The 21,851-nt window shown below is 66.6% G+C and carries 18 protein-coding genes and 4 pseudogenes; 13 read left to right on the top strand and 9 right to left on the bottom strand.

Annotated elements, in window-relative coordinates; all coding sequences use genetic code 11:
• Positions 1 to 21 precede the first annotated feature (21 nt).
• On the top strand, positions 22 to 195 hold the full coding sequence (locus ACW7G1_RS08060) for a hypothetical protein (RefSeq protein WP_456979240.1): 174 nt from the start codon (positions 22 to 24) through the stop codon (positions 193 to 195).
• A gap of 165 nt (positions 196 to 360) precedes the next feature.
• A complete protein-coding gene (locus ACW7G1_RS08055) occupies positions 361 to 2,505 on the top strand; it encodes a DEAD/DEAH box helicase (RefSeq protein WP_456979239.1) in 2,145 nt (714 codons plus the stop codon).
• Here the strand turns inward: ACW7G1_RS08055 and ACW7G1_RS08050 are convergent.
• The 3 genes and pseudogenes from ACW7G1_RS08050 to ACW7G1_RS08040 all read right to left on the bottom strand — a co-directional run bounded on the left by ACW7G1_RS08050 (position 2,492) and on the right by ACW7G1_RS08040 (position 4,807).
• Complete coding sequence (locus ACW7G1_RS08050) at positions 2,492 to 3,376, bottom strand: pseudouridine synthase (protein ID WP_456979238.1); 885 nt, start codon at positions 3,374 to 3,376, stop codon at positions 2,492 to 2,494. The two genes, ACW7G1_RS08055 and ACW7G1_RS08050, sit on opposite strands and share 14 nt — an antisense overlap.
• Positions 3,377 to 3,556: 180 nt before the next feature.
• Positions 3,557 to 4,300, bottom strand: coding sequence for an anti-sigma factor family protein (locus ACW7G1_RS08045; RefSeq protein ID WP_456979237.1), 744 nt, complete (start codon positions 4,298 to 4,300; stop codon positions 3,557 to 3,559).
• Positions 4,297 to 4,807 (bottom strand): annotated as a pseudogene (locus tag ACW7G1_RS08040) (RNA polymerase sigma factor). The gene ACW7G1_RS08045 and the pseudogene ACW7G1_RS08040 overlap by 4 nt, the downstream one beginning before the upstream one ends.
• Positions 4,808 to 5,084: 277 nt before the next feature.
• Here ACW7G1_RS08040 and ACW7G1_RS08035 point away from each other — a divergent pair.
• Both ACW7G1_RS08035 and ACW7G1_RS08030 read left to right on the top strand, forming a co-directional pair.
• Positions 5,085 to 6,121, top strand: a pseudogene (locus ACW7G1_RS08035) (catalase family peroxidase).
• Positions 6,118 to 6,633 (top strand): annotated as a pseudogene (locus tag ACW7G1_RS08030) (cytochrome b); the annotation flags it as partial. The pseudogenes ACW7G1_RS08035 and ACW7G1_RS08030, both read left to right, overlap by 4 nt.
• 203 nt (positions 6,634 to 6,836) lie before the next feature.
• Here the strand turns inward: ACW7G1_RS08030 and ACW7G1_RS08025 are convergent.
• Positions 6,837 to 8,330, bottom strand: a complete 1,494-nt coding sequence (locus tag ACW7G1_RS08025) for an alpha/beta hydrolase family protein (protein WP_456979236.1) — start codon at positions 8,328 to 8,330, stop codon at positions 6,837 to 6,839.
• Between the two features lie 14 nt (positions 8,331 to 8,344).
• On the opposite strand from ACW7G1_RS08025, the gene ACW7G1_RS08020 reads away from it, so the two are divergent.
• Positions 8,345 to 8,869, top strand: coding sequence for a MarR family winged helix-turn-helix transcriptional regulator (locus ACW7G1_RS08020; protein ID WP_456979235.1), 525 nt, complete (start codon positions 8,345 to 8,347; stop codon positions 8,867 to 8,869).
• A 12-nt stretch (positions 8,870 to 8,881) separates the two neighbouring features.
• Here the strand turns inward: ACW7G1_RS08020 and ACW7G1_RS08015 are convergent, their stop codons facing one another.
• Entirely contained in the window at positions 8,882 to 9,079 is a 198-nt protein-coding gene (locus tag ACW7G1_RS08015; RefSeq protein ID WP_456979911.1) for a hypothetical protein, read from the bottom strand.
• 55 nt (positions 9,080 to 9,134) lie between these two features.
• Positions 9,135 to 9,428, bottom strand: a pseudogene (locus ACW7G1_RS08010) (pseudouridine synthase); the annotation flags it as partial.
• 386 nt (positions 9,429 to 9,814) lie between these two features.
• On the opposite strand from ACW7G1_RS08010, the gene ACW7G1_RS08005 reads away from it, so the two are divergent.
• From ACW7G1_RS08005 to ACW7G1_RS07995, 3 genes are all read left to right on the top strand, one after another.
• Positions 9,815 to 10,336 carry a DUF4142 domain-containing protein gene (locus ACW7G1_RS08005; RefSeq protein WP_456979234.1) on the top strand — a complete coding sequence of 174 codons (522 nt, stop codon included), beginning with the start codon at positions 9,815 to 9,817 and terminating at the stop codon, positions 10,334 to 10,336.
• Positions 10,337 to 10,405: 69 nt separating this feature from the next.
• Positions 10,406 to 10,951 carry a YaeQ family protein gene (locus ACW7G1_RS08000; protein WP_456979233.1) on the top strand — a complete coding sequence of 182 codons (546 nt, stop codon included), beginning with the start codon at positions 10,406 to 10,408 and terminating at the stop codon, positions 10,949 to 10,951.
• Between the two features lie 19 nt (positions 10,952 to 10,970).
• A complete protein-coding gene (locus tag ACW7G1_RS07995) occupies positions 10,971 to 12,254 on the top strand; it encodes an NAD(P)/FAD-dependent oxidoreductase (protein WP_456979232.1) in 1,284 nt (427 codons plus the stop codon).
• A 55-nt stretch (positions 12,255 to 12,309) separates the two neighbouring features.
• On the opposite strand, the gene ACW7G1_RS07990 is transcribed toward ACW7G1_RS07995, so the two are convergent.
• Positions 12,310 to 13,167 carry a PA4780 family RIO1-like protein kinase gene (locus tag ACW7G1_RS07990; protein ID WP_456979231.1) on the bottom strand — a complete coding sequence of 286 codons (858 nt, stop codon included), beginning with the start codon at positions 13,165 to 13,167 and terminating at the stop codon, positions 12,310 to 12,312.
• 145 nt (positions 13,168 to 13,312) lie between these two features.
• Here ACW7G1_RS07990 and ACW7G1_RS07985 point away from each other — a divergent pair, with 145 nt between their 5' ends.
• Positions 13,313 to 13,762 (top strand): FKBP-type peptidyl-prolyl cis-trans isomerase, encoded by a 450-nt coding sequence (locus ACW7G1_RS07985; RefSeq protein ID WP_456979230.1) that lies wholly within the window; start codon positions 13,313 to 13,315, stop codon positions 13,760 to 13,762.
• 29 nt (positions 13,763 to 13,791) lie between these two features.
• Here ACW7G1_RS07985 and ACW7G1_RS07980 read toward each other — a convergent pair whose 3' ends face one another.
• Positions 13,792 to 14,778 carry an LLM class flavin-dependent oxidoreductase gene (locus ACW7G1_RS07980; RefSeq protein ID WP_456979229.1) on the bottom strand — a complete coding sequence of 329 codons (987 nt, stop codon included), beginning with the start codon at positions 14,776 to 14,778 and terminating at the stop codon, positions 13,792 to 13,794.
• Between the two features lie 147 nt (positions 14,779 to 14,925).
• On the opposite strand from ACW7G1_RS07980, the gene ACW7G1_RS07975 reads away from it, so the two are divergent.
• From ACW7G1_RS07975 to ACW7G1_RS07965, 3 genes are read left to right on the top strand one after another with little or no spacing between them, the layout of a single operon-like run.
• Positions 14,926 to 15,963 (top strand): extracellular solute-binding protein, encoded by a 1,038-nt coding sequence (locus ACW7G1_RS07975; RefSeq protein WP_456979228.1) that lies wholly within the window; start codon positions 14,926 to 14,928, stop codon positions 15,961 to 15,963.
• Positions 15,964 to 16,012: 49 nt separating this feature from the next.
• Entirely contained in the window at positions 16,013 to 17,581 is a 1,569-nt protein-coding gene (locus ACW7G1_RS07970; RefSeq protein ID WP_456979227.1) for an ABC transporter permease, read from the top strand.
• A complete protein-coding gene (locus ACW7G1_RS07965; protein ID WP_456979226.1) occupies positions 17,571 to 18,647 on the top strand; it encodes an ABC transporter ATP-binding protein in 1,077 nt (358 codons plus the stop codon). Before ACW7G1_RS07970 ends, ACW7G1_RS07965 begins: the two co-directional genes overlap by 11 nt.
• 52 nt (positions 18,648 to 18,699) lie before the next feature.
• Here ACW7G1_RS07965 and ACW7G1_RS07960 read toward each other — a convergent pair whose 3' ends face one another.
• Positions 18,700 to 20,364: a serine hydrolase gene (locus ACW7G1_RS07960; RefSeq protein ID WP_456979225.1), complete on the bottom strand. Its 1,665-nt coding sequence runs from the start codon at positions 20,362 to 20,364 to the stop codon at positions 18,700 to 18,702.
• A 166-nt stretch (positions 20,365 to 20,530) separates the two neighbouring features.
• On the opposite strand from ACW7G1_RS07960, the gene ACW7G1_RS07955 reads away from it, so the two are divergent.
• Positions 20,531 to 21,832, top strand: coding sequence for a TIGR03862 family flavoprotein (locus tag ACW7G1_RS07955; protein WP_456979224.1), 1,302 nt, complete (start codon positions 20,531 to 20,533; stop codon positions 21,830 to 21,832).
• Positions 21,833 to 21,851 lie beyond the last annotated feature (19 nt).

Raw genomic sequence — 21,851 nt, 5'->3', positions numbered from 1 at the left:
TTCACCCGCAAGGAGATGCCCATGGCAAAGCCGAATTATTCGTTTGAGAAGCGACAGCGCGAGATCGCGAAAAAGAAGAAGAAAGAAGAAAAGCTGTCTCGCAAGCAGCCCACCAAAACCGATACGACCGATACGACCGATACCAGCGGCGACGCAGCCGTCACCCCGACCAGCCACACCCCGGTCCAGGGCTGAACCAGCGGGCTGACCGCGTTGCCGGGTCTCCAATATGCGGAAACGGCGTGACCGACTCATAACCGGTCGCTAGCGGTTGATCGCGAAAGTTACACGCGCACTGCCGGTGAGCGCTAAACTAGGCGGTCTACCCGACCGGCCTTGCCGGCGCTGCCGAGAATTGCGATGAGCGCCGAAACGCCCGCTTCCCCCGACACTTCAACCTCAACTTCACCGAACTTCACCGATCTGGGCCTGCCGGACGCGCTGTTGCGCGGGATCGCGGACCTGGGCTACGAGTCACCTTCCCCCATCCAGGCCGCGACCATTCCGCCCCTGATGGCCGGCCGGGACGTGATTGGCCAGGCCCAGACCGGTACCGGCAAGACCGCGGCGTTTGCGCTGCCGATCCTGGCCCGTATCGATCCAAACCAGTTCAAGCCCCAGGCTCTGGTGCTGGCGCCGACACGCGAGCTGGCGATCCAGGTCGCCGAGGCGTTCCAGACCTATTCCGTCCACCTGCGCAAATTCAACGTGCTGCCCATTTACGGTGGCCAGAGTTATTACCCGCAGTTGCAGGCGCTCAAGCGCGGCGTGCAGGTGATCGTGGGCACGCCAGGGCGGGTGATCGACCACCTCGAACGTGGCTCGCTCGACTTGTCCGAACTGCGTTGTCTGGTCCTGGACGAAGCCGATGAAATGCTGCGCATGGGCTTCATCGACGACGTCGAGACGGTCCTGAAGAAGACCCCGGAAACGCGCCAGGTCGCGCTGTTCTCGGCCACGATGCCATCGCAGATCAAGCGCATCGCCCAGACCTACCTGAAAGACCCGGTCGAGATCGCGATCAAGAACAAGACCAGCACCGCCGCCAACATCCGGCAGCGGTACTGGGCCGTCAGCGGTGTCCAGAAGCTCGACGCACTGACCCGGATACTGGAAGCCGAGCCGTTCGACGCCATGATCGTGTTTGCCCGCACCAAGCTGGGTACCGATGAGCTGGCTTCCAAACTTGCCGCACGCGGGATTTCCGCCGCCGCCATCAATGGTGACGTGCAACAGCAGCAGCGCGAACGGACCATCCAGAATCTCAAGGACGGCAAGATCGACGTGCTGGTGGCCACCGACGTCGCCGCGCGTGGCCTGGACGTGGAGCGGATCAGCCACGTGCTGAACTACGACATTCCCTACGACACTGAAAGCTATGTCCACCGCATCGGCCGCACCGGTCGCGCGGGGCGCAAGGGCGAGGCGATCCTGTTCGTCGCCCCGCGCGAGCGCGGCATGCTGCGCTCGATCGAGCGAGCCACCCGGCAACCGATCGAGCAGATGGAATTGCCGACCATCGAGACGGTCAACGAGCAGCGCGTCTCCAAATTTCTCGACCGCATCACCGACACCCTGGCCGACAATGACCTGGGGATGTTCCGCGAGCTGATCGAGCGCTACGAACGTGAGCAGAATGTGCCTGCGGTGGAGATCGCTGCGGCACTGGCCAAGCTGTTCCAGGGTGACCATCCTCTGCTGCTGGCCCCGCCGCCGCCGCGCGCGAAGTACGAGCCGCGCCCGGACCCGCGCGGAGCCAGTCCCCGCGATGTCGGCCATCGGGGCCAGCCGCCGCGCCCGCCGCGTCAGCAACGCACGGATCGCGATGCCGCCCCGCGCAGCTTCGACGAGCGCCACGTGGCGCCGCCGGCTCGTGAGCCCCGCGAACCACGCGACTTCGGCAACCCGCCGGCAGCGGCCAGCCACAGCCCGCGTTCCAGCGCTCCGCTCCCGGATCGCAACCCGCCGGCCAATGCCGCCGAGGCCATGTTCTCCGAGGATGCCGCGCCGCCGCATCGCGACGATTCACGCCCCGAGCCGCGCCCGGAGCCGCGCAACACCGAGCGCCGTCCGCCGGAGCGCAACGCACCACGTACGGAAGACATCGGCATGGAAACCTTCCGCATCGAGGTCGGCCACGATCACGGCGTGCAACCGGGAAATATCGTTGGCGCGATTGCCAATGAAGCCGACCTGGAAAGCCGTTTCATCGGCCGTATCGACATCCGCGACGACTACAGTCTGGTCGACCTGCCCCAGGGCATGCCGCACGAGCTGATGGAGCACCTCAAGCGCGTCTACGTCGCTGGCCAGCCATTGCGTATCCGCCATGCCGACGCTGGCGACACCGGAGGCGGTCGCAGTGGCCCGCGCGCCAACGTCGCCGCGCGCGCCCCGGGCCCGCGCGGACCGCGGCCACCGCATGCCGGAAAGCCGCACGCTGGCAAACCCAGGGACGGAAAGCCTGCCGGCTTCGCACCCCGCAAGCCATTCAAGCCGCGCTGATCGGCACGCCAGCTTCCGACAAGGTCCGCTGACTCTGGAAGCTCCGCTGACGCCCGGTCAGCGGATCAACGAAAGTCAGTGACGTGGCCAGCAATTTCAGTGGGCGAGAGTAGTCATCGGCCGCGTGGTCACGCAGTACCGGGTAGAGACCATCATTGGCGATGGGCGCACCCAATGCGGCCATGTGCACGCGCAACTGATGCTTCTTGCCGGTGACCGGCTCCAACGCGTAGCGCCATGACGTCGCCGACTGTTCGATCACCTCGATACGGCTTTCGCTATTGGGTTCGCCCTCGATTTCCGCCATCCGGAAAAACGGATCACCCGTGGCCAGGCAACTGCGCCTGAGCAACGGGAACGCCGTGTCCGGCAGTGGCGGCGCCAGTGCCTGGTAGCTTTTACTGATCCGGCGCTCCCGAAACAGCGCCTGGTAGGTTCCGCGGGTCCCGGGGTTGGTCGACAGCAGCACCAGACCCGCCGTCGCGCGGTCAATGCGGTGCAGCGGCACCAGATCCCTTATCCCCGTATGGCGCATCAACCGTGCCAGCAAGGTCTCTGTGACGAATCTGCCGGCCGGTGTGACTGGCAGGAAATGGGGCTTGTCAGCGACCAGGATGTGCTCATCGAGATGGACGATGGCCTCCTGGAACGGGATACGCGGCTCATCGACCACTTCCCGGAAGTACTGGACCACCGTTCCCGCGCGATGCGTGGCAGCGGCCATCAACGGTGTCCCGTCAGCATCCAGCACCAGCCCGCGCTGGAAACGCCGCAACCATGCGTCCCGATCAATGGCCGGGAACCTGGCGCACAGCGCGTCCAGTACCGTCGGCCAGGGGCCGGGGATCAATTGCAGGCGGCTGGCTGCCACGCCATCAGTGTTGAATAGTGCCGTCTTCACCCGCTCAGCTTAGCGGGGGACACGAACGGCAGCGGGAGGACCTTCGCGTGGCCTTCACGCGGCGTGCTCCGGCGCCGAACACAACGAGGCGGCATGGCGCGCGCGGATCGACGTGCCGCTGCGCTTCCTACTCGGCGACGGGCGGGGCGACTAGCCGCCGCGCCGCATCAGCGGCGCAACGTCACCCGCACGCTCGTCGAAACGCGAGCTGACCACCGCGATCGCGGTATCGCCCTGCGCCCAGTACCGCGCCATCAGGCCGCCGTCGCGGCGCTGGCCCTCGCGCATGCGTTGGGTGCGCGGGCGCAGATAGACACCGAGCATGCCGCCTTGCCCGTCCTCGTAGACCAGCATCGCCGCGGCGCCTTCGGGCGTCGACAGCATGCGCGCGCCGCGCAATGCGTAGCCTTCGGAGGTGAGGTCGGGCACGCGGCCGGCCTCGCTGAAGTTGCGGGCGAGCCAGCCCTGCAGGCCGCCCATCCGGTCACCCTCGAAATCCATCGGCACCTGTTGGTCGGCGAGCAGGCGGTACGCCGTCACCGCGTCCGCCATCGGCGGGTTGGTCTGGCCATCGCGCGCATCACGCGCCCACCAGCCGCCGGCGCCGCCCAGTCCCAACGCCATGACCAGCACGGCCGCGCGGGCCAGCCCGGTCCAGCGGTTGCGCAGACCGCGTCGGATCCGCGCCGGGTCCAGCCGCGGTTCGGCCGGCAGCGCGGCGGTGTTGCCCCAGGCCGAGCGCAGGGTTTCGACGTCGGACTTCCACCCGCGCATCTTGGCGGCGTCGTCGGGGTTGGCGGCCAACCAGGCTTCCACGGCCGTGCGCCGTCCAGCGGGTAGCTGGCCGTCGACATAGGCGTGCAGTTCGTCGGGGTGCGGGGCGCGGGTGTTCATTTGAGTATCCGCAAGGCAGGGGTGGACGCGCGACCCTCGGACAGCCCCCGCAGCTTGTCCCGCGCGCGCGACAGGCGCGACATCACGGTGCCGATCGGCACCTCCAGCGCATCGGCGACTTCGCGATAACTGAAACCCTCGACGCCGACCAGCAACAGGATCGCGCGCTGCTCGGCCGGCAGTTCGGCGAACGCCGCCAGCGTGTCGCCCCTCGTTGACCCGTTCTGCGGACGGCGAGTGGGGCTCGTCGGCCACGCCCACGACGTCAAGCACGCGCCGCCAGCGCTTGGCGCGCCGCTGCTCGTCGATGAACTGCCGATACAGGATCGAGAACAGCCACGACTGCAACGCGTCCTGCTTGTTGCGCGACGCCCACGCCCGCAGCGCGCGCTCCAGCGTGGCCTGGAACAGATCGTCCGCGGCCGTGGCATCGCGGGTGAGCGCGCGCGCGAACTGGCGTAATCGCGGGATCAGCTCATGCAGGCGGTCTTCGTCCAGTTCATCCATCGGGCGGGCATCCACGGCAGGGGGCTGGCTTACGGAACGCGTGGCGATGGAGGGCGTGTGGAGCGGGCGCGGGTTCATGGGAGTGGGACGCACGGGCGCGCGGCTTATTCCCATGTCGACCTGCGTGGCGCATGCAGGGAATATATCCCCGCCCGGCTCGTCACACCCTTGATCCCGCCAAACGAGCGTGCAATGAACGAGTCCGAACCGTCCCGTCCCCCCCGTCGTTCCACTGTTCGACACACCTGCAGGCACCAAGCGGGACCGGCGCAGGCGGATACTGGCGCTGGCCGGCATCGGCGCCATCGCGATGGGCTCCGCCGGCTGGCTCGGCGGCGACCGCCTGACCGCGCAACGTGTCGTCGGCGCGATGGAGGCCAACGGCCCCGCGCATCCGGGCTTCCGGGCTTCCGCCGCAACCATGCCAAGGGCGTCTGCGTCGCCGGCACGTTCCGCGGCACCGAGCAGGGGCGCGTGCTGTCCACCGCTAAAGCATTCTCGGGCGTGCCGCTGCCAGTGCTGGGGCGGTTCTCGATCGGCGGCCCCAACCCCCACGGCGCCGACAACACCGCGCGCGTGCGCAGCATGGGGTTGCAGTTGGGTGGCCCGGATGAGTCGCAGTGGCGGATGGCGTTGAACAGCTTCCCGTTCTTCGCCGTGGCAACGCCGCAGGCCTTCCACGAACAGACCCTGGCCAAGCGCCCCGACCCCGCGACCGGCAAGCCCGACCCCGCCGCGATGGAAGCGTTCCTCGCGGCCCACCCGCAGGCGCGCGCGTTCCAGCAATGGGCGAAGACCGCGCCATGGTCCGACAGCTGGACCAACACGCAGTACAACAGCGTCAACGCGTTCCGCTTCATCGACGCCGACGGCACCGGGCGGTTCGTCCGATGGTCGATGCGGCCGCGCCTGCCCTTCCAGGCGCTGGACGCCGCCGAGCGCGAACGCGCCGATGCCGACTTCTTCGCCGCCGACCTGCAGGAGCAGCTGGCCCAGGGCCCGGTGCACTGGGACATGGTGGTGACCCTCGCCGCAGCCGGCGACCCGGTCAATGATCCCTCCCAACCCTGGTCCGGCACGCGCGAGCAGGTCGTCGCCGGCACGCTGACCCTGGTGCACGCCGAACCACAGGCCACCGGCGAGTGCCGCGACGTCAACTTCGATCCGCTGATCCTGCCATCGGGCGTCGCCGCATCGGACGACCCGATCCTCGCCGCGCGCTCGGCCGCCTACTCGCAGTCCTTCAACCGCCGCCAGCGCGAGATCGCGCTTGGACGCGGCGACGCCGCCACCGGCCCGGAGCAAGCACGATGAACGCACCCACCCGCTCCAACCCCACCTCGTTCAACCCCACCGCACGCTGGCTGCACTGGCTGATGGTGGCGTTGATCGTGTCGATGCTGTTCATCGGCGTCGGCATGGTCACGTCGATCTCGGCGCGCCCCTGGCTGATCGACCTGCACCGCCCGCTGGGCATCGCGATCCTGCTGCTGGCGGTGCTCCGGCTGCGCAACCGCTTGCGCCACCGGCCGCCCGCACTGCCGTCGACGTTGCCGCACTGGCAGAAGCACGCGGCACACGCCTCGCACTCGCTGCTCTACGGACTGATGCTGGCCATGCCGGTGATCGGCTGGGCGATGCTGTCGGCCGGCGGCTACCCGGTGCAGATGTCGCCGTCGTTCGTGCTGCCGCCGATCCTGCCGCAGGACGTGGTCCTGTACGCCGCCCTGCGTGCCGCGCATGGCTGGCTCGCCTACGTGCTGTTCGCCACCGTGCTACTGCATGTGTCGGCGGCGCTGATGCATGCGTGGGTGTATCGCGATGGGTCTTCCAGGCGATGGCGGGAAAAATCAAGCGCCGCCCGGAACGCGCACGGTGATCCAGGTCGGTGCATGGTCACGGCCTTCGGCTGGAGCCGCGCCTACCGGTCGACGCCGGCGTCTTTCAAATTCTCCGCGAGCGGTTGTACGCCTTACCCACAGAATCGTTGAGCCCGATGTCCGCTCTGGGTCGGAAGCAGTCACGTCACTCAATGCGCGGAGACCGCCGGTTGAGCCGCCACCGGGTGGAACACCGAACTGGTGCCGTAGCGCTGATCCTCCAGACGCCCGAGCCAGATGTAGTCGAGCATCATCGCGAGATAGCCGTCGGGATTCCGGGTGGAGATGCGCTTTTCGTCGCGCGTGGTTTCGTATTCGTAGATGCCATGGTCGGTATCCGGGAAAACCGCGACCGTGATCGGCTTGCCGTGTGCGGCAAGCTCCCGCAAGCGCCGTTGGGTCTCGGCGCTCGGTGCCTCGCTGTCATTCGCCGCAAGAATCCATAGCTGCGGCGTGTCGAGGTTGCGGAGCACCGGCATTGGATCGTAGTGGGCGGGCACGCCGGAGAGCAGGGCCGGTCCCTCCTCGCGCGCCGTCGCCTCCAGCGTATCGAGCAGATAGAAGCTGATGTTCCCGCGCACGTGCTTGAACCAGGGTTCGTTGCCGTATTTGGCGCGGACGGCGGCGAGCTGGTCGTAGCCCTCGCGGAACCCGTTCACGATGATCGCGGCCGTGGCGTCGGCGATTTCCATCGCCTTGGCCACTACGTCCGGCCCGTAACCGCGACTCGTCAGGTCCTGCTCGATCGCCTGGCGATCCTCGTCGAGTGGCGACACCGCTAGGCCGAATCCCACGATCAGGAAATCCACCGGTTCGATCTTCGCGGCCAGTGGCGCGACCCAGCCGCCCTGGCTGCCGGCCTGGTAGCCGACCTTTCCCGCGCGATCGCCGGCCAGTCGCCTGGCCTCGTGCACGGCCGCAATCGCGTCATTGGCGAGAAGCAGGTAGTTCTGCGTGTACGTGCCAGTGGATGCGCCGGTGCCACGCTTGTCGTAGACGAACACACCGATGCCTTCAGCGGGGAACTGCCGCTGCAGCGAATACGAGTCCAGCGCCGAGGAGTGCTCGGACCCGTGGACCAGCACGACGATCGGTACACGCGTGTCGCCTTGCGGCATCACCAGGCGGCCGGCCAGCTGCACGCCCGCGCCGTCGAACACCACGTCGGTCACGTCCAGGGCGATCCGTCGGCCTTCGACACCGGCGAACGTGATTTCGCCCTCGCCGCAATGGAAGGTCACGCGTTTGCCGTCCGCGCGTTCCGTCCAGCCGAGCGTGCTGGTCCAGGCACCGTGGTCACCTTGGGTCAGCGCGCCAGTGGTGCCGTCATTCCTGCGCCAGCGCAGGCGGTTGTCGTCGGTGGTTCCGACATCGACATGGCTGCCGTCCTGCAGTTGATAGATGCCGACCCTGCAGTCGTCCGCCTCCTTCCCGTGTGCCGTGCCGATAGCGGCCAGCGCCAGCAACACGGTGGCAATGGCGGATGCGCGCAGTCCGGATATGCGGGCGAATGCAGCAATGAGCGAGTTGGTCTTCATGGTATCGGCGCCTTCGCGGGCAACTGCGGGATTGATTGTAATACGTAAATATTTACGTAAACTGGAACGCAAGTCAAACGATAATAGCAACGCTGCCAGGCACATCAACGGATGACCAAATGAACGATTTCATCGAGCGACAGGGACCTGCCTTCCTCGCCCACCTGCTGAGGCGGCTGTCGGACGAACTCGTCGCTGGCGCCGATCTCTGGTATCCGGAAGTGGGGGTCAAGGCGGCCCCGCGGACCACCTCCACGTTGCTCGCCCTCGATGAGCATGGCGAACTGAGCGTGACCGAGCTTGCCGGATTGCTGCGGCAGTCACACCCCCTCGTCATTACCTGGATCCGGCAGCTTCAGGCCCAGGGTTTCGTGAAGTCGAAGGTCGATCCGCGGGATGGCCGACGTACGATCCTTGCGTTGACCGCCAAGGGGCGCGGTGAGGTCCGGCGCCTGCGTGAAGCCTTGGCAACAATGGGGAAGGTCTCCCGGGAACTCATGGACAAAGGCACGCCCGGGCTGTTTGACGCCTTGTGGCGAATGGAACAGGCGTGCCGCCACACGCCGTTCGTCGATCAGCTGCGGGAGAAGCAGGAAGGCAAAGCCAAGGGAAGCTCACGGCGCCTTTCCGCTGCAAAGCGCTGACTGCATGGCCAGTCATTCTTCGTTGTTGACTGTCGACTCCACCAACCCACCTTCCTCCAACCGCAACCACCGCCGTCGGTCGTCCTCCATCAACGCGCGGTGCGCGGCCAGGCCCGCCATCTGCCCCGCGGCGAGCGCCATCGGTGCGCTCTGCATTGGCGCGGCCAGGTCGCCCGCGGCGAACACGCCCGCCACGCTGGTCTGCTTCATGCCGCGCCGGTGCCTGGTAGCTCTTACTGATCCGGCGCTCCCGAAACAGCGCCTGGTAGGTGCCGCGGGTCTTGGGATTGGTCGACAGCAGCACCAGGCCAGCCGTCGCGCGGTCAATGCGGTGCAGCGGCACCAGATCCCTTATCCCCGTACGGCGCATCAACCGTGCCAGCAAGGTCTCTGTGACGAATCTGCCGGCCGGTGTGACTGGCAGGAAATGGGGCTTGTCAGCGACCAGGATGTGCTCATCGAGATGGACGATGGCCTCCTGGAACGGGATACGCGGCTCATCGACCACTTCCCGGAAGTACTGGACCACCGTTCCCGCGCGATGCGTGGCAGCGGCCATCAACGGTATCCCGTCAGCATCCAGCACCAGCCCGCGCTGGAAACGCTGCAACCATGCGTCCCGATCAATGGCCGGGAACCTGGCGCACAGCGCGTCCAGTACCGTCGGCCAGGGGCCGGGGATCAATTGCAGGCGACTGGCTGCCACGCCATCAGTGTTGAATAGTGCCGTCTTCACCCGCTCAGCTTAGCTGGGGACACGAACGGCAGCGGGAGGATCTCACGTGGCCTTCACGCGGAGTGCTACGGGTTTCATCTAGATTCAGGGTTGCAGGTGAGCTCTCTCCGCGCACCAAGCGCGGCTCGACAACCGTTGGAGGTACGACCATGTCCAGGAAAATTTCCTTCGCCATTGCCGCAGCCCTCGCAGTTGCGACATCAGGATGCATGCAATCCGATACCGATAATGCGCGCTCCGCCCCGACCAACACACCCGACACCGCCAAGGCACAAGCCGGGGAGAAAGCCGCCACGCCCGGCGAGACATTGGCCTGGCTTATCGCGATCGACCAGTACGAAATCACGGCCGCATCGCAGGCCATTGAAAAGCAGGTCGATAGCGAGGTCGGCGCCTACGCCGATGCGATGCATACCGTGCATCGTCGCAACCTCAGCCAGACACGGGCCTTGGCAGACTCGTCAGGCGTGGATATCACCGATTCGGAGCCCTTGAAAACCTACCGTGGGGAAACCAAAAAAGCGTTGACGCAACTGGGCACGATGGAGGGCGAGCAGTACGCGGCCGCCTACCTTGCGGCCATGGTGGACAGCCACACCGATGCGCTGGCACTGATTGATGAGCATCTGGAAACCATGGCCGAAGGTGCAATCCGGGAACACCTGCAGGCGACGCGCGATATCGTCGCCGAGCATCGCGAACATGCGCAGCAATTGCAGGGCGACGGCTGACGCGGCTGTCCGGACGGTGCCTGCAGCGCCTAGAATGGCGATCCCCTTCGTCAGGCAGTCCATGTCCCCATGGCGCTCAAATCCACCGTCGTAAAGGCCGAGTTGCAGATCAGCGACATGGATCGCAACTACTACGCCACCCACAACCTCACCCTCGCCCAGCATCCGTCCGAGACCGACGAGCGGCTGATGGTGCGGGTGCTCGCCTTTGCGCTGTATGCCGACGAACGGCTGGAGTTTGGACGCGGCCTCAGCGACGAGGACGAGCCGGGTTTGTCGCGGCGCAGCTATACCGGCGAGATCGAGTTGTGGATCGACCTCGGCCATCCCGACGAATCGCGGATCAAGAAAGCCTGCGGACGGGCCCAGCAAGTGGTCGTGGTCAACTATGGCGGACGCGCGTCGGATATCTGGTGGGACAAGGTCGCCAGCTCGCTGACGCGCTTGAAGAACCTCACCGTGATCGACATCCCCGCCGAGGTGGTGGACGCATTGCCGGCAATCGGCGAGCGCGGGATGCGCCTGAACGTGCTGATCCAGGACGGTGAGCTGCAGTTGATGGGCGAGCGCGGCAGCACCTCGCTGCGGCCCACGGTGCGGATGGCGCCGCGCTAAGCCGCGAGCGCGCGACGCGATGGAGCATTACGACGTCCTGGTCATCGGTGGCGGGGCCGCCGGGCTGATGAGCGCGATCACTGCCGGCCGGCGCGGGCGACGGGTGCTGGTGATCGAACACGCCAACCGGGTCGGCAAGAAGATCCTGATGTCCGGCGGCGGCCGCTGCAACTTCACCAATACCGGCACCAGCGCCGACAACTTCCTGTCGGGCAACCCGCATTTCTGCAAGTCCGCCCTCGCCCGCTACACGCCGTGGCATTTCATCGAGATGGTCGAGCACCACGGCATCGCCTTCCATGAGAAGGAACTCGGCCAGCTGTTCTGCGACGTCTCATCCAAGCTGATCGTGAAGATGCTGCTGGACGAATGCGCCGCGGCCGGCGTGCGAGTGGAAACCAGCTGCCATGTCGAGCGTGTGCAACACGGGGCCACCGCCGATCTGGCGACCGGGAGCACGTCGACCGGGAGCCGGTCGACCACGACTCCGTCGACCCAGACTCCGTCGATCGCGCAATCGGGCAGCGGGCCATTCCGGTTGCACACGACCGGCGGAACCTTCTGTGCACCCGCCCTGGTGGTCGCTTGCGGCGGGCTGTCGATCCCGAGCATGGGCGCCAGCGGCTTCGGTTACGAGCTGGCCCGGCAGTTTGGCCACAATGTGCTGCCGACCCGCGCCGGCTTGGTGCCGTTGACCCTCAGCGGCAAACATCAGGAACGCCTGGCCGACCTCAGCGGCGTCGCGCTGCCGGTCACTGCCAGCTGCAATGGGCAGGACTTCAGCAACTTCATGCTGGTCACCCACCGCGGCATCAGTGGACCGTCGATCCTGCAGATCTCGTCCTACTGGCAACCCGGCGACGAGCTGCAACTGGACCTGCTGCCCGGGCGCGACGCACTGGCAACCTTGCAGCAGCTACAGGCCGAGCGCCCGGCGGCCGAGCTCAAGACCGTGCTGGGTGATCTGCTGCCCAAGCGATTCGCCCAGCGGCTGTGCGAGGTCTGGTTGGCACAACTGCAACCGGCGCGACCGATGAAGCAGTTCAACCTGCCGCAGCTGCGCGAGGTCGCATCGATACTGGAGCGATGGCCGCTGGTCGCCAGTGGCACCGAGGGCTACCGGACGGCGGAGGTAACCCTGGGTGGCGTGGACACCGATGGCGTGTCCTCCAGCACGATGCAATCACGGCACGTCCCCGGCCTGTACTTCGTTGGTGAGGTGCTCGACGTCACCGGCTGGCTGGGCGGCTACAACTTCCAATGGGCGTGGGCATCGGGACATGCGGCGGGCAGTGCGGTCTAGCAACCGCACGGCTTTCCGTCGGAGTGCTCCGTCGGCGTGCAGCCACGGCCAGGCCTCAGTCTTCTTCGGCGGCGGCTTCGCGTCCCTGCTGACGGATCAAGGCCTCTTCGCGGGCATCGCGGATCGCCAGTTGCACGCTGTCCAGGTCGGCAGTGGACTCGTCGAATTCAAACTCTCCGGTGAGCTCGCTGTCTGGCCGCAATTTGCCTTTCTCGTACAAGGCCCACATTTCTTCCGCGTAGTGGGTAGACAGCAATTCGGGAGCGATCTTGCCCAGGCAAAGGGTGAGGTTGTTGACGTCGCGCTGCAGCATCTGGCGGGCGGCATTGTTGCCCGAGGCGCTGACCACCTGCGGGAAATCGATCAGCACCGGGCCTTCCGGGCCGACCAGGACGTTGTACTCGGACAAATCCCCGTGGATCAGGTCGATGCACAGCATCTTCACGACCTGGCGGACCAGATACCGGTGGAAGCCGCGCGCCTGGTCCGGTGCCAGCTCGACCTCGCCCAGCCGCGCCGCGGAATGACCGTCGGCATCGGTCACCAGTTCCATCACCAGCACGCCGTTGAAATAGCCTTTCGGATGCGGGACGCGCACCCCGGCGTCGACCAGCCGGTACAGTGCATCGACCTCGGTGTTCTTCCAGGCGGCTTCCTGCTCCTTGCGGCCGAACTTGGTCGCCTTGCCGATCGCGCGCGCCTGCCGGCTGCCGCGGACCTTGCGGCCCTCCTGGTACTGCACACGCTGCTGGAAACTGCGCTGGGCCATGTCCTTGTAGACCTTTGCGCACAGGATCTCGTGGCCCGACCGGACCACGTAGACCGATGCTTCCTTGCCACTCTTGAGCGGGCGCAGCACCTCGTCGATCACACCTTCATCGATCAACGGCTGCAAGCCGGCGGGAGTCTTCATTATTGACGTTCGGCCTTCGGAGGACCAAGCAGTATGGGCGATTTTCCCGCCCGGTTTAACCGCCGTCGCAAACCGACCCCGGTCGTGACCGCACGCCCGGCAGATCGGCTAGGCTCCGGGTTCCACTTTTTCAGTCTCCCCACCCATGCGCCGAATGATTCCCCGCTTCGCCATCCTCATGATGATCGTCGCATTGTTGACTGCGTGCGCTGAGCCCCAGCCGTTCGCTGGTGGCAGCGTGGACGAGTTGCAACGCATCGACCTGAAGACGGGCAGCGGAGAGGTGGCCGCTCCCGGAGACACCGTCGACGTCCACTACACCGGATGGCTGTATGACCAGGACGCTCCCGACCAGCAAGGAAAGCAGTTCGACAGTTCGCGCGAACGCGGCGAGCCGTTCACCTTCCTGCTTGGTGCCGGCCGGGTGATCCGCGGCTGGGACGAAGGCGTGGCCGGGATGCGTGTCGGCGGGCAGCGGGTACTGCTGATCCCGGCGGCCTATGGCTATGGGCGCAAGGGCGCCGGCGGGGCCATCCCGCCCGGCGCATCACTGGTGTTTGAAGTCGAGTTGATGGATGTGCAGAAGCAGCACTGACCGGCAAGCACGATCTCGTCGCCATCCGCTCAGATCGATTGCATGACCTCGGCGGCGATCTCAAACGAGCGCACGCGCGCCGCATGGTCGAAGATATTGGCGGTCAACAGCAACTCATCGGGGCGATGACGGTCAATGAAGGCGGCGATCCCCTCCTTCAACGTCCCGGCATCGCCGACCACCGCGCAGGCCAACGCGCTTTCCACTCCCATCTTTTCCTGCGGACTCCACCACGACTCGATGTCATCGATCGGTGGTGGGACCAGGCCGATGTCGCCGCGGCGAAGCTTCGCGAACGACTGTTGCTGACTGGTGAACAGCCGCCGTGCCTCCGCATCGGTCTCCGCCCCCACGACGTTGAGGGCCAGCATGGCGTGGGGCTTGGACAAGTGCGCCGACGGGGTGAAGTCGCGGTGATACAGCGCCAACGCCTCATCCATTGAACCTGGCGCAAAGTGCGATGCAAAGGCGAATGGCAGTCCCATCGCCGCAGAAAGCCTCGCGCTGAACAGGCTTGAGCCAAGCAGCCACACCGGCACCTCGACCCCGGCGCCTGGCACGGCGCGCACCGGCTGGCCAGGCTTCGCCGGACGGAAGTAGCCCAGCAGTTCGGCGACATCATGTGGAAACGCGTCGGCACCCTCGTGGTAACGGCGCAAGGCACGAACGGTCGCCTGGTCAGTACCGGGGGCACGCCCCAGCCCCAGGTCGATCCGGTCGGGATACAGCGATGCCAGGGTTCCGAATTGTTCGGCCACCTGCAGCGGCGAATGGTTGGGCAGCATGATGCCGCCGGCACCGACGCGGATCGTGGTCGTGCCGCCGGCGACGTAGCCGATCAGTACCGCGGTGGCGGCACTGGCGATGCCCGGCATGTTGTGGTGTTCGGCCAGCCAGTAACGGGTGTAGCCGAAGCGCTCCGCCTGGCGCGCCAGATCCAGCGTGTTGGCGAAGGCCTGGCGGATATCGCTGCCTTCGGTGACGGGCGCGAGATCGAGTAGCGAGTAAGGAGTCATGGACAGGACCGACCGTGGGGGAACTCACCATATGGGGTCTTTCAGAGGATTCCCCATGCACGGAGGCAATCGTTCGGAGATAATAGCCATTCTCATTTGCAACCCTTCTGAGGTGCACCCGTGCGATTGCCGTCCCCCGCGGTCCCGATGTCCATTGCGATCCTGGTTTCCCTGGCCGCCTGCTCGGCAGACAAGTCGTCAACCTCCGTCGCCTCCGTCGATGCGGCGGACAACGAGGCCACCGCCAACGAGCTGGTGGTCTACACCTCGCGCAACGAGCAATTGCTCAAGCCGCTGTTCGACCAGTACACCGAGCAGACCGGCGTCAAGATCACCTACCTGACCGACAAGGCGCCGCCGCTGATGGAGCGCCTGAAGGCCGAAGGCAGCCGCAGCCCGGCCGATGTGTTCATCACCGTGGACGCCGGCAACCTGTGGCAGGCGACCAATCTGGACCTGCTGCAGCCGATCACGTCGGCGCGACTGGAAAAGAACATCCCGTCCAACCTGCGCGATCCGGACAACCGCTGGTTCGGCCTGTCGGTGCGCGCACGCACGATCATCCACAACCCCGCGACCGCGCCGGCCGACACGCTGTCGACGTATGAAGACCTGGCCGATCCGAAGTGGAAGGGCAAGCTGTGCCTGCGCACCAGCAACTCGGTCTACAACCAGAGCCTGGTCGCCACAATGATGGCGAGCCTGGGCGCGGAGAAAACCGAGCAGGTCGTGAAGGGCTGGGTCGCCAACCTCGCCGCGGCGCCGATGGCCAGCGACAACGAAGTGATCGACGCGATTGCTGCCGGGCGCTGCGCGGTGGGCATCAGCAACACTTACTACCTGGGCCGCGCGCTGCGCAAGAACGCCGACCTGCCTGTCACCGTGTTCTGGCCGAACCAGGCCGAGGGCGAGCGCGGCACGCACGTCAATGTGTCCGGCGCCGGCGTCACCAAATACGCCCCGCACCCCGAAGCCGCCATCGCCTTCATCGAATGGCTGTCCGATGGCCAGGCCCAGGCGTTGTTTGCGGGCGAGAACCTGGAGTACCCGGCCAATCCGGCCGTCGCCACCGACCCGCTGATCGCGGCCTGGGGCGACTACCGTCAGGACCTGATCAACGTCTCCGAGGCCGGCGCGATGCAGGCCGAGGCCGTCAAGCTCATGGACCGTGCCGGCTATCGCTGATCCGCTCCAGCGTCGGCACGCTCCCGGGCGCGTCCGCCAGGTGATCGGCTTGCGGGGATGGACCTGGCTCGCGGTCGCGTTGAGCTTGCCGAGCCTGATCCCGCTGGCCGCCACCCTGGCGGCACTGGCGCGGCCCGACGGCGACACCCTGCAGCACCTGTGGCAGTACGTGCTGCCACAGGTGGCCGGCAACACCTTGTGGCTGTTGCTCGGCGTCGGCGTGGGCACGGCGGTGCTGGGCACGGCGCTGGCGGCACTGGTCGCCTTGTGCGAATTTCCCGGCCGGCGGGTGTTCGCCTGGCTGCTGGTACTGCCCCTGGCGGTACCGGGCTACGTGCTCGCCGTGGCCTTCATCGGCCTGTTCGACTACAGCGCGCCGCTGACGACTTTCCTGCGTGAATTCGCCGGGGCGCAACTGCCGGACATCCGCTCGCGCGGTGGCCTGATCGCCGTGATGACGTTGGCACTGTATCCCTACGTCTACCTGGTCGCGCGCGAGGCATTCTCCAGCCAGGGTGCACGCGCGATGGAAGCCGCCCGTGCACTGGGAATGGGACCGTGGCGCGCGTTCTGGCATGCCAGCCTGCCGATGGCGCGGCCGTGGATCGCCGGCGGCACCCTGCTGGTGCTGATGGAGACGCTGGCGGATTTCGGTGCGGTCTCCGCGTTCAACTACGAGACCTTCACCACCGCGATCTACAAGGCGTGGTTTGCGTTGTTCTCCACCGATACCGCGCTGCAGATCGCCGCCGTGCTGTTGATCGTCGTGCTGGTGCTGGTCGGTCTGGAAGCCGCGTCACGCAAGCGTCAATCCTTCGCCCGCGTCGGTCTGGCCGAGGCCACCCGGATTCCGCTGGGCCGCCGCGGTTGGTGGGCGACTGGCGGCTGCGTGGCGGTGCTGTTCGCGGCATTGGTATTGCCGTTGTCGCAACTGGCCTGGGATGGCATGGCCCATCTGGCCGACCTCGACCTGCGTTACCTCGCCAGCCTGCGCAATGCGCTGTCGTTGTCGGCGATGGCCGCCGCGCTGACCACCGCCGCCGCGTTCGTGATCGCACTGGCGGCACGCGAGCAACCTGGACTGCTCACCACCACTATCACCCGCATCACCACCCTCGGTTACGGCTTGCCGGGAGCGTTGTTGGCCATTGGTCTGTACGTGCCGGTCGCGAAATTCTCGACCTGGCTGATGGAAACCCGCGGCTGGGATGTCCCGCTGGAAGGCGGCCTGGTGCTGTTACTGGTCGCCTATGGCATCCGCTTCCTGGCGGTCGCCCACACGCCGGTGGCCGGCGGCCTGCTGCGGATCCGCCCGCAGCTGCTGGAAGCCAGCCGCAGCCTCGGCGTGACCGGCGCCCGCCAACTGCGGCAGGTGCATTGGCCCTTGCTGCGCGGCAGTTTCGCCACCGCCGCCCTGCTGGTATTTGTCGACACGATGAAGGAAATGCCAATCACCCTGATGATGCGACCGTTCGGCTGGGACACCCTGGCCACGCGTGTGTTCGAGCTGACCAACGAAGGCGAGTACGCGCGCGCTGCCCTGCCCTCGTTGGCGATCGCGCTGGCCGGCCTGATCCCGGTGATCGCACTGACCCGACGAGGCCGCCATGCAACTTGATATCGAGGACGCCGCGGTCGGTTACGACGGCCGCATCGTTCTGGAAGGCGCCAGCCTGACCCTGACCGACGGCGAGATCGGCTGCCTGCTCGGCCCGTCGGGTGCTGGCAAGACCACGTTGTTGCGTGCGGTGGCCGGCTTCGAGCCACTGATGCGGGGCCGCATCCGCGCCGATGGTCAACTGCTGGTCGGCGACGGCGTGCGACTACCACCGGAGCAGCGCCAGATCGGCATGGTGTTCCAGGATCACGCCCTGCTGCCGCACCTGAGCGTGCTCGACAACGTGCGGTTCGGGCTGTTCCGCTGGCCCCGTGCCAAGGCGATCACACGCGCCCGCGAGATGCTCGATCTGGTGGGTCTGGCCGACACCGCCAAACGCCAGCCGCACCAATTGTCGGGCGGTCAGCAACAACGTGTTGCCGTCGCCCGCGCCCTCGCCCCGCAACCCCGGCTGGTGTTGCTGGACGAACCGTTTTCCAGTCTCGATCCCGACCTGCGCGAGCGCCTGGCCCTGCAAGTGCGCGAGGCTCTGAAAGCCACCGGTATCGGCGCCCTGCTGGTCACCCACTCGCAGGCCGAGGCGTTCGCGATGGCCGACCGGGTCGGCGTGATCGGCCATGGCCGGCTGCAGCAATGGACCAGCGCCTACGACCTCTACCACCGCCCGGCCAACCGCTTCGTCGCCGGCTTCGTTGGCGAGGGCGTGCTGCTGCCCGCACGGGTGGTCGACGACGGTCATGTGGGCACCGCATTCGGCGTGCTCGCCGCCGACCACCAACTGCTCGACCCGCCCGGCACCGCCGTGGACATGCTGCTGCGCCCCGACGACGTCATCCATGACGACGACGCCCCGTTGCAGGCACGGATCGTGCGCCGCCATTTCCGCGGCGCGGACTTCCTCTACACCCTGCAACTCGACGGCGGCGGCCTGGTGCAGGCACTGGTGCCCTCGCACCACGACCACGCGATCGGCCAGAGCATCGGGATCCGGCTGGATCTGGAACACGTCGTGGTGTTCGAGGAGCCGGGAAACGGCAAAGGCAACGGCCTCCTACAACCGGCGTGAAAACTGTTTCTGTGCGTCGGAACAAGCAAAAATCGAGTTGTTCAGGCCTTCCTTAACCCGGTGACAGCTTGTCCTTCTCCATCGGTGCCAGTCGCAGATGGTGGAAATCGAAACTGAAATCCGTCGCCGGGGAAATCGCTTCCATCCGCGCCTCGCGGATTTTCCCATCGGGATCCAGCGCGAAGCTCAGGAAGGCATCGGCATTCAACCAGCGCTGGTCCCAACGCACCACGAAGGTGTCGTTCTGCCACGGCTCCAGGCTGCCGACCAACGCGGCGGTATGGGTGAAGCGGATCCGCAGTTTGCCGTCGTCATGGCTGATCACCACGTCGCCGTACCAGGGGTCGCGGTAGGTATCGGCATAGTCCGCCAATGGCAACGAGGGTTTGGACCCCGCGTCACGCGCATCCAGGTGGGCTTGCCAGTCCTTGGCGGCCTTGTCCTGCGAGCTGCCCTGGGCGGCGACGTAGGCCGCCGTCCAGTCGGTTTTCGGCGCGCCCAGGTAGGCGTCCAGCGCGCGCATGGTCACCGCCTGGAACGCGCCACCGGCCTCGGCGCTGGTCAACACGATGATGCCCAGCTCCTGTTCGGGGACCATGGTGATGCGCGAGACATACCCCGGCCAGCCTCCGGTGTGCCATGCCAGCTTCTCGCCGCGATAGTCGGACAACGACCAGCCCTCGCCATAGCCCATGAAGTTGGGCGTGGCGGCGGCCAGTTCGGGAACCGAAGGCTCGCGGACCCGGATCGGAGTGAGCACCGACCACATTTCCTGCTGGCGCTTCTCGCTGAACAGCCGGGCAGGCTCCTGGTCGTCCTGGCCGGCGCCATCGGCCGGTGCGATCACACCCTGGTCGAGCTGCACCTGCACCCACTTGGTCAGATCGTGGACGCTGGAGTACAGGCCGCCGGCTCCGGAAACATTGCCCCACGACAGCTTTGGCGCTTCCACCAGCGTCGTGAAGTCCGCCTTCGAGTAGCCCGTGGCGACGTTGTCACCGGGCTTCAAATAGTCACTGTTGAAACGCGTCTCACCCATGCCCAGCGGCTTGAAGATGCGCGCTTGCAGGAAGTCCTTGTAGGTTTGTCCGCTGGCCGCCTCGACCACCAGTTGGGCAACCCCGAACAGGATGTTGTCGTAGGCGTATTGGGAGCGGAAGCTGGCACTCAGCGGCACATCCTTGAGCCGGCGCGCGACCTCCTCGGTGCTGTAATCGGTACCCGGCCAGTACAGCAGGTCGCCGGCCCCCAGACCCAGTCCGCTGCGGTGTGCGAGCAGGTCGCGGATCTGCATCTCGCTGGTCACATACGCGTCGGACATCCGGAACCAGGGCAGGTGGTCGATCACCCGATCGGTCATGTCGAGCTTGCCCTCGTCGGCCAGCATCGACAGCGAGGCGGCGGTGAACGCCTTGGTGTTGGACGCGATCGCGAACATCGTGTGCTCGTCCACCGGCTGCGTGCCATCCAGTTGGCGCATGCCGTAACCGCGCTCCAGCACCACCTTTCCGTCTTTCACGATGGCCACCGCCATCGCCGGCACGTCGAACTGTTGGCGAACGTCCTCGATATACGCGTCGAAGTCCTGCAACTGCGCGGGCAACGCTGCGGTCGAGTTTGTCGCCGCTTGTGCGTACGCGCCAGCAGGCATGGCCATGGCCACGGCAAACATCACCGTAACCGCCAGTCCCCGGCGTGGGTTGGTCTCGATCTGCATGCTGCCCCTGCTCCCGTTCGATGCGAAACGCCGACGATACCGGACCGATGCACTGCCCGGCAGCCTCTGCCGGACACGGCATAATGCGGGCCGGGCATCACACTGCATCCCTCGACACTTTTCACTGCGCACCTTGTCCCCGCGGGAGCACTTCACCGACGTGAGCATGTCCAAACAAACTGCCCTGCCCGGCCTGGCCATCATTGGCGGCGGTCCCGCCGGCCTGATGGCGGCCGAGGTCGCGCGCGCGTCCGGCATCGAGGTCGACCTGTTCGAGGCCAAGGGTTCGGTCGGGCGCAAGTTCCTGATTGCCGGCAAGGGCGGACTCAACCTGACCCACGGAGAGCCGCGCCCGGGCTTTGACGCGCGGTATCGCGAGCGCCGTGGCACGGTGGCCAGTTGGCTGGACGACTTCGACGCCGACGCAGTGCGCAACTGGGCGCGCGAGCTGGATGTGGAGACCTATGTCGGCAGCTCCGGCCGGGTCTTTCCATTGGACCGCAAGGCGGCGCCCTTGCTGCGCGGCTGGGTACGGCGGCTGCGCGAGGACGGCGTGCGCTTCCATGTGCACCACCGCTGGCTGGGATGGACCGAAGACGGCGCGCTGTGTTTCCAGGCCGCGGACGGTGAGCGCCAGATCCGCGCATCGGCGACGCTGCTGGCACTGGGTGGCGGCAGCTGGCCGCAGCTGGGCTCGGATGGTGCTTGGCAACCCTGGCTGCTCGATCGCGGCGTGGATGTCGCGCCGCTGGCACCGGCCAACTGCGGATTCGACATCGACTGGAGCGGACACTTTTCCAGCCGTCATGCGGGCGCGCCGTTGAAGCCGGTCGTCGCCCATTGGCGCGAAGCCGATGGCGAGCACGCGCTGCAGGGCGAATGCGTGGTCACCGAAACGGGGATCGAAGGCAGCCTGGTGTACGCCCTGTCCGCACAACTGCGCGAGGCGATCGCGCGCGACGGCGAGGCCACGCTGACACTCGACCTGGCCCCCGGCCGCACGCTGGAACGGCTGCAGAACGAACTTGGCAAGCCACGCAACGGCCGCAGCGTCAGCGACCACCTGCGCCGTCAGACCAGGCTCGCTGGTGTCAAGGTGGCATTGCTGTACGAGGTATTGGGAAAGGAGCGCATCGGCGACGACGCCTTGCTGGCGCGGACGATCAAACGACTGCCCCTGACCTTGCGCCGTGTGCGGCCCATCGCCGAGGTCATCAGCAGCGCCGGCGGCGTGCGGCTGGAAGCGATGGACGACGCCCTGATGCTCACCCGACTGCCAAGCGTTTTCTGCGCCGGCGAGATGCTGGACTGGGAGGCCCCCACCGGCGGCTACCTGCTGACCGCATGCTTCGCCAGCGGCCGACGCGCCGGTCTGGGCGCCGTCGAGTGGCTACGCCATAAGCAAGCCGGTTCCATGCCCGCAGCCCCCTGCAGGAGCGGCTTCAGCCGCGAACAGGCAGAGACATGAGCGCCTGCACAGCTTGATT

It is taken from the genome of Lysobacter sp. A378 (assembly GCF_054052125.1).
Note: the sequence above shows the minus strand (reverse complement) of the source record. Positions and strands in the feature narration are given on the sequence as shown.

Bases quoted from the DNA above. Each gene is read 5' to 3' on its own strand.
- ACW7G1_RS07975 (WP_456979228.1), top strand. From the start codon at position 14,926: ATGTCCATTGCGATCCTGGTTTCCCTGGCCGCCTGCTCGGCAGACAAG.
- ACW7G1_RS08005 (WP_456979234.1), top strand. From the start codon at position 9,815: ATGCAATCCGATACCGATAATGCGCGCTCCGCCCCGACCAACACACCC.
- ACW7G1_RS08000 (WP_456979233.1), top strand. From the start codon at position 10,406: ATGGCGCTCAAATCCACCGTCGTAAAGGCCGAGTTGCAGATCAGCGAC.
- ACW7G1_RS07965 (WP_456979226.1), top strand. From the start codon at position 17,571: ATGCAACTTGATATCGAGGACGCCGCGGTCGGTTACGACGGCCGCATC.
- ACW7G1_RS08060 (WP_456979240.1), top strand. From the start codon at position 22: ATGGCAAAGCCGAATTATTCGTTTGAGAAGCGACAGCGCGAGATCGCG.
- ACW7G1_RS07985 (WP_456979230.1), top strand. From the start codon at position 13,313: ATGCGCCGAATGATTCCCCGCTTCGCCATCCTCATGATGATCGTCGCA.
- ACW7G1_RS08045 (WP_456979237.1), bottom strand. From the start codon at position 4,300: ATGAACACCCGCGCCCCGCACCCCGACGAACTGCACGCCTATGTCGAC.
- ACW7G1_RS08015 (WP_456979911.1), bottom strand. From the start codon at position 9,079: ATGAAGCAGACCAGCGTGGCGGGCGTGTTCGCCGCGGGCGACCTGGCC.
- ACW7G1_RS08025 (WP_456979236.1), bottom strand. From the start codon at position 8,330: ATGTGCCTGGCAGCGTTGCTATTATCGTTTGACTTGCGTTCCAGTTTA.
- ACW7G1_RS08020 (WP_456979235.1), top strand. From the start codon at position 8,345: ATGAACGATTTCATCGAGCGACAGGGACCTGCCTTCCTCGCCCACCTG.
- ACW7G1_RS07960 (WP_456979225.1), bottom strand. From the start codon at position 20,364: ATGCAGATCGAGACCAACCCACGCCGGGGACTGGCGGTTACGGTGATG.
- ACW7G1_RS07990 (WP_456979231.1), bottom strand. From the start codon at position 13,167: ATGAAGACTCCCGCCGGCTTGCAGCCGTTGATCGATGAAGGTGTGATC.
- ACW7G1_RS08055 (WP_456979239.1), top strand. From the start codon at position 361: ATGAGCGCCGAAACGCCCGCTTCCCCCGACACTTCAACCTCAACTTCA.
- ACW7G1_RS07955 (WP_456979224.1), top strand. From the start codon at position 20,531: ATGTCCAAACAAACTGCCCTGCCCGGCCTGGCCATCATTGGCGGCGGT.
- ACW7G1_RS07995 (WP_456979232.1), top strand. From the start codon at position 10,971: ATGGAGCATTACGACGTCCTGGTCATCGGTGGCGGGGCCGCCGGGCTG.
- ACW7G1_RS07980 (WP_456979229.1), bottom strand. From the start codon at position 14,778: ATGACTCCTTACTCGCTACTCGATCTCGCGCCCGTCACCGAAGGCAGC.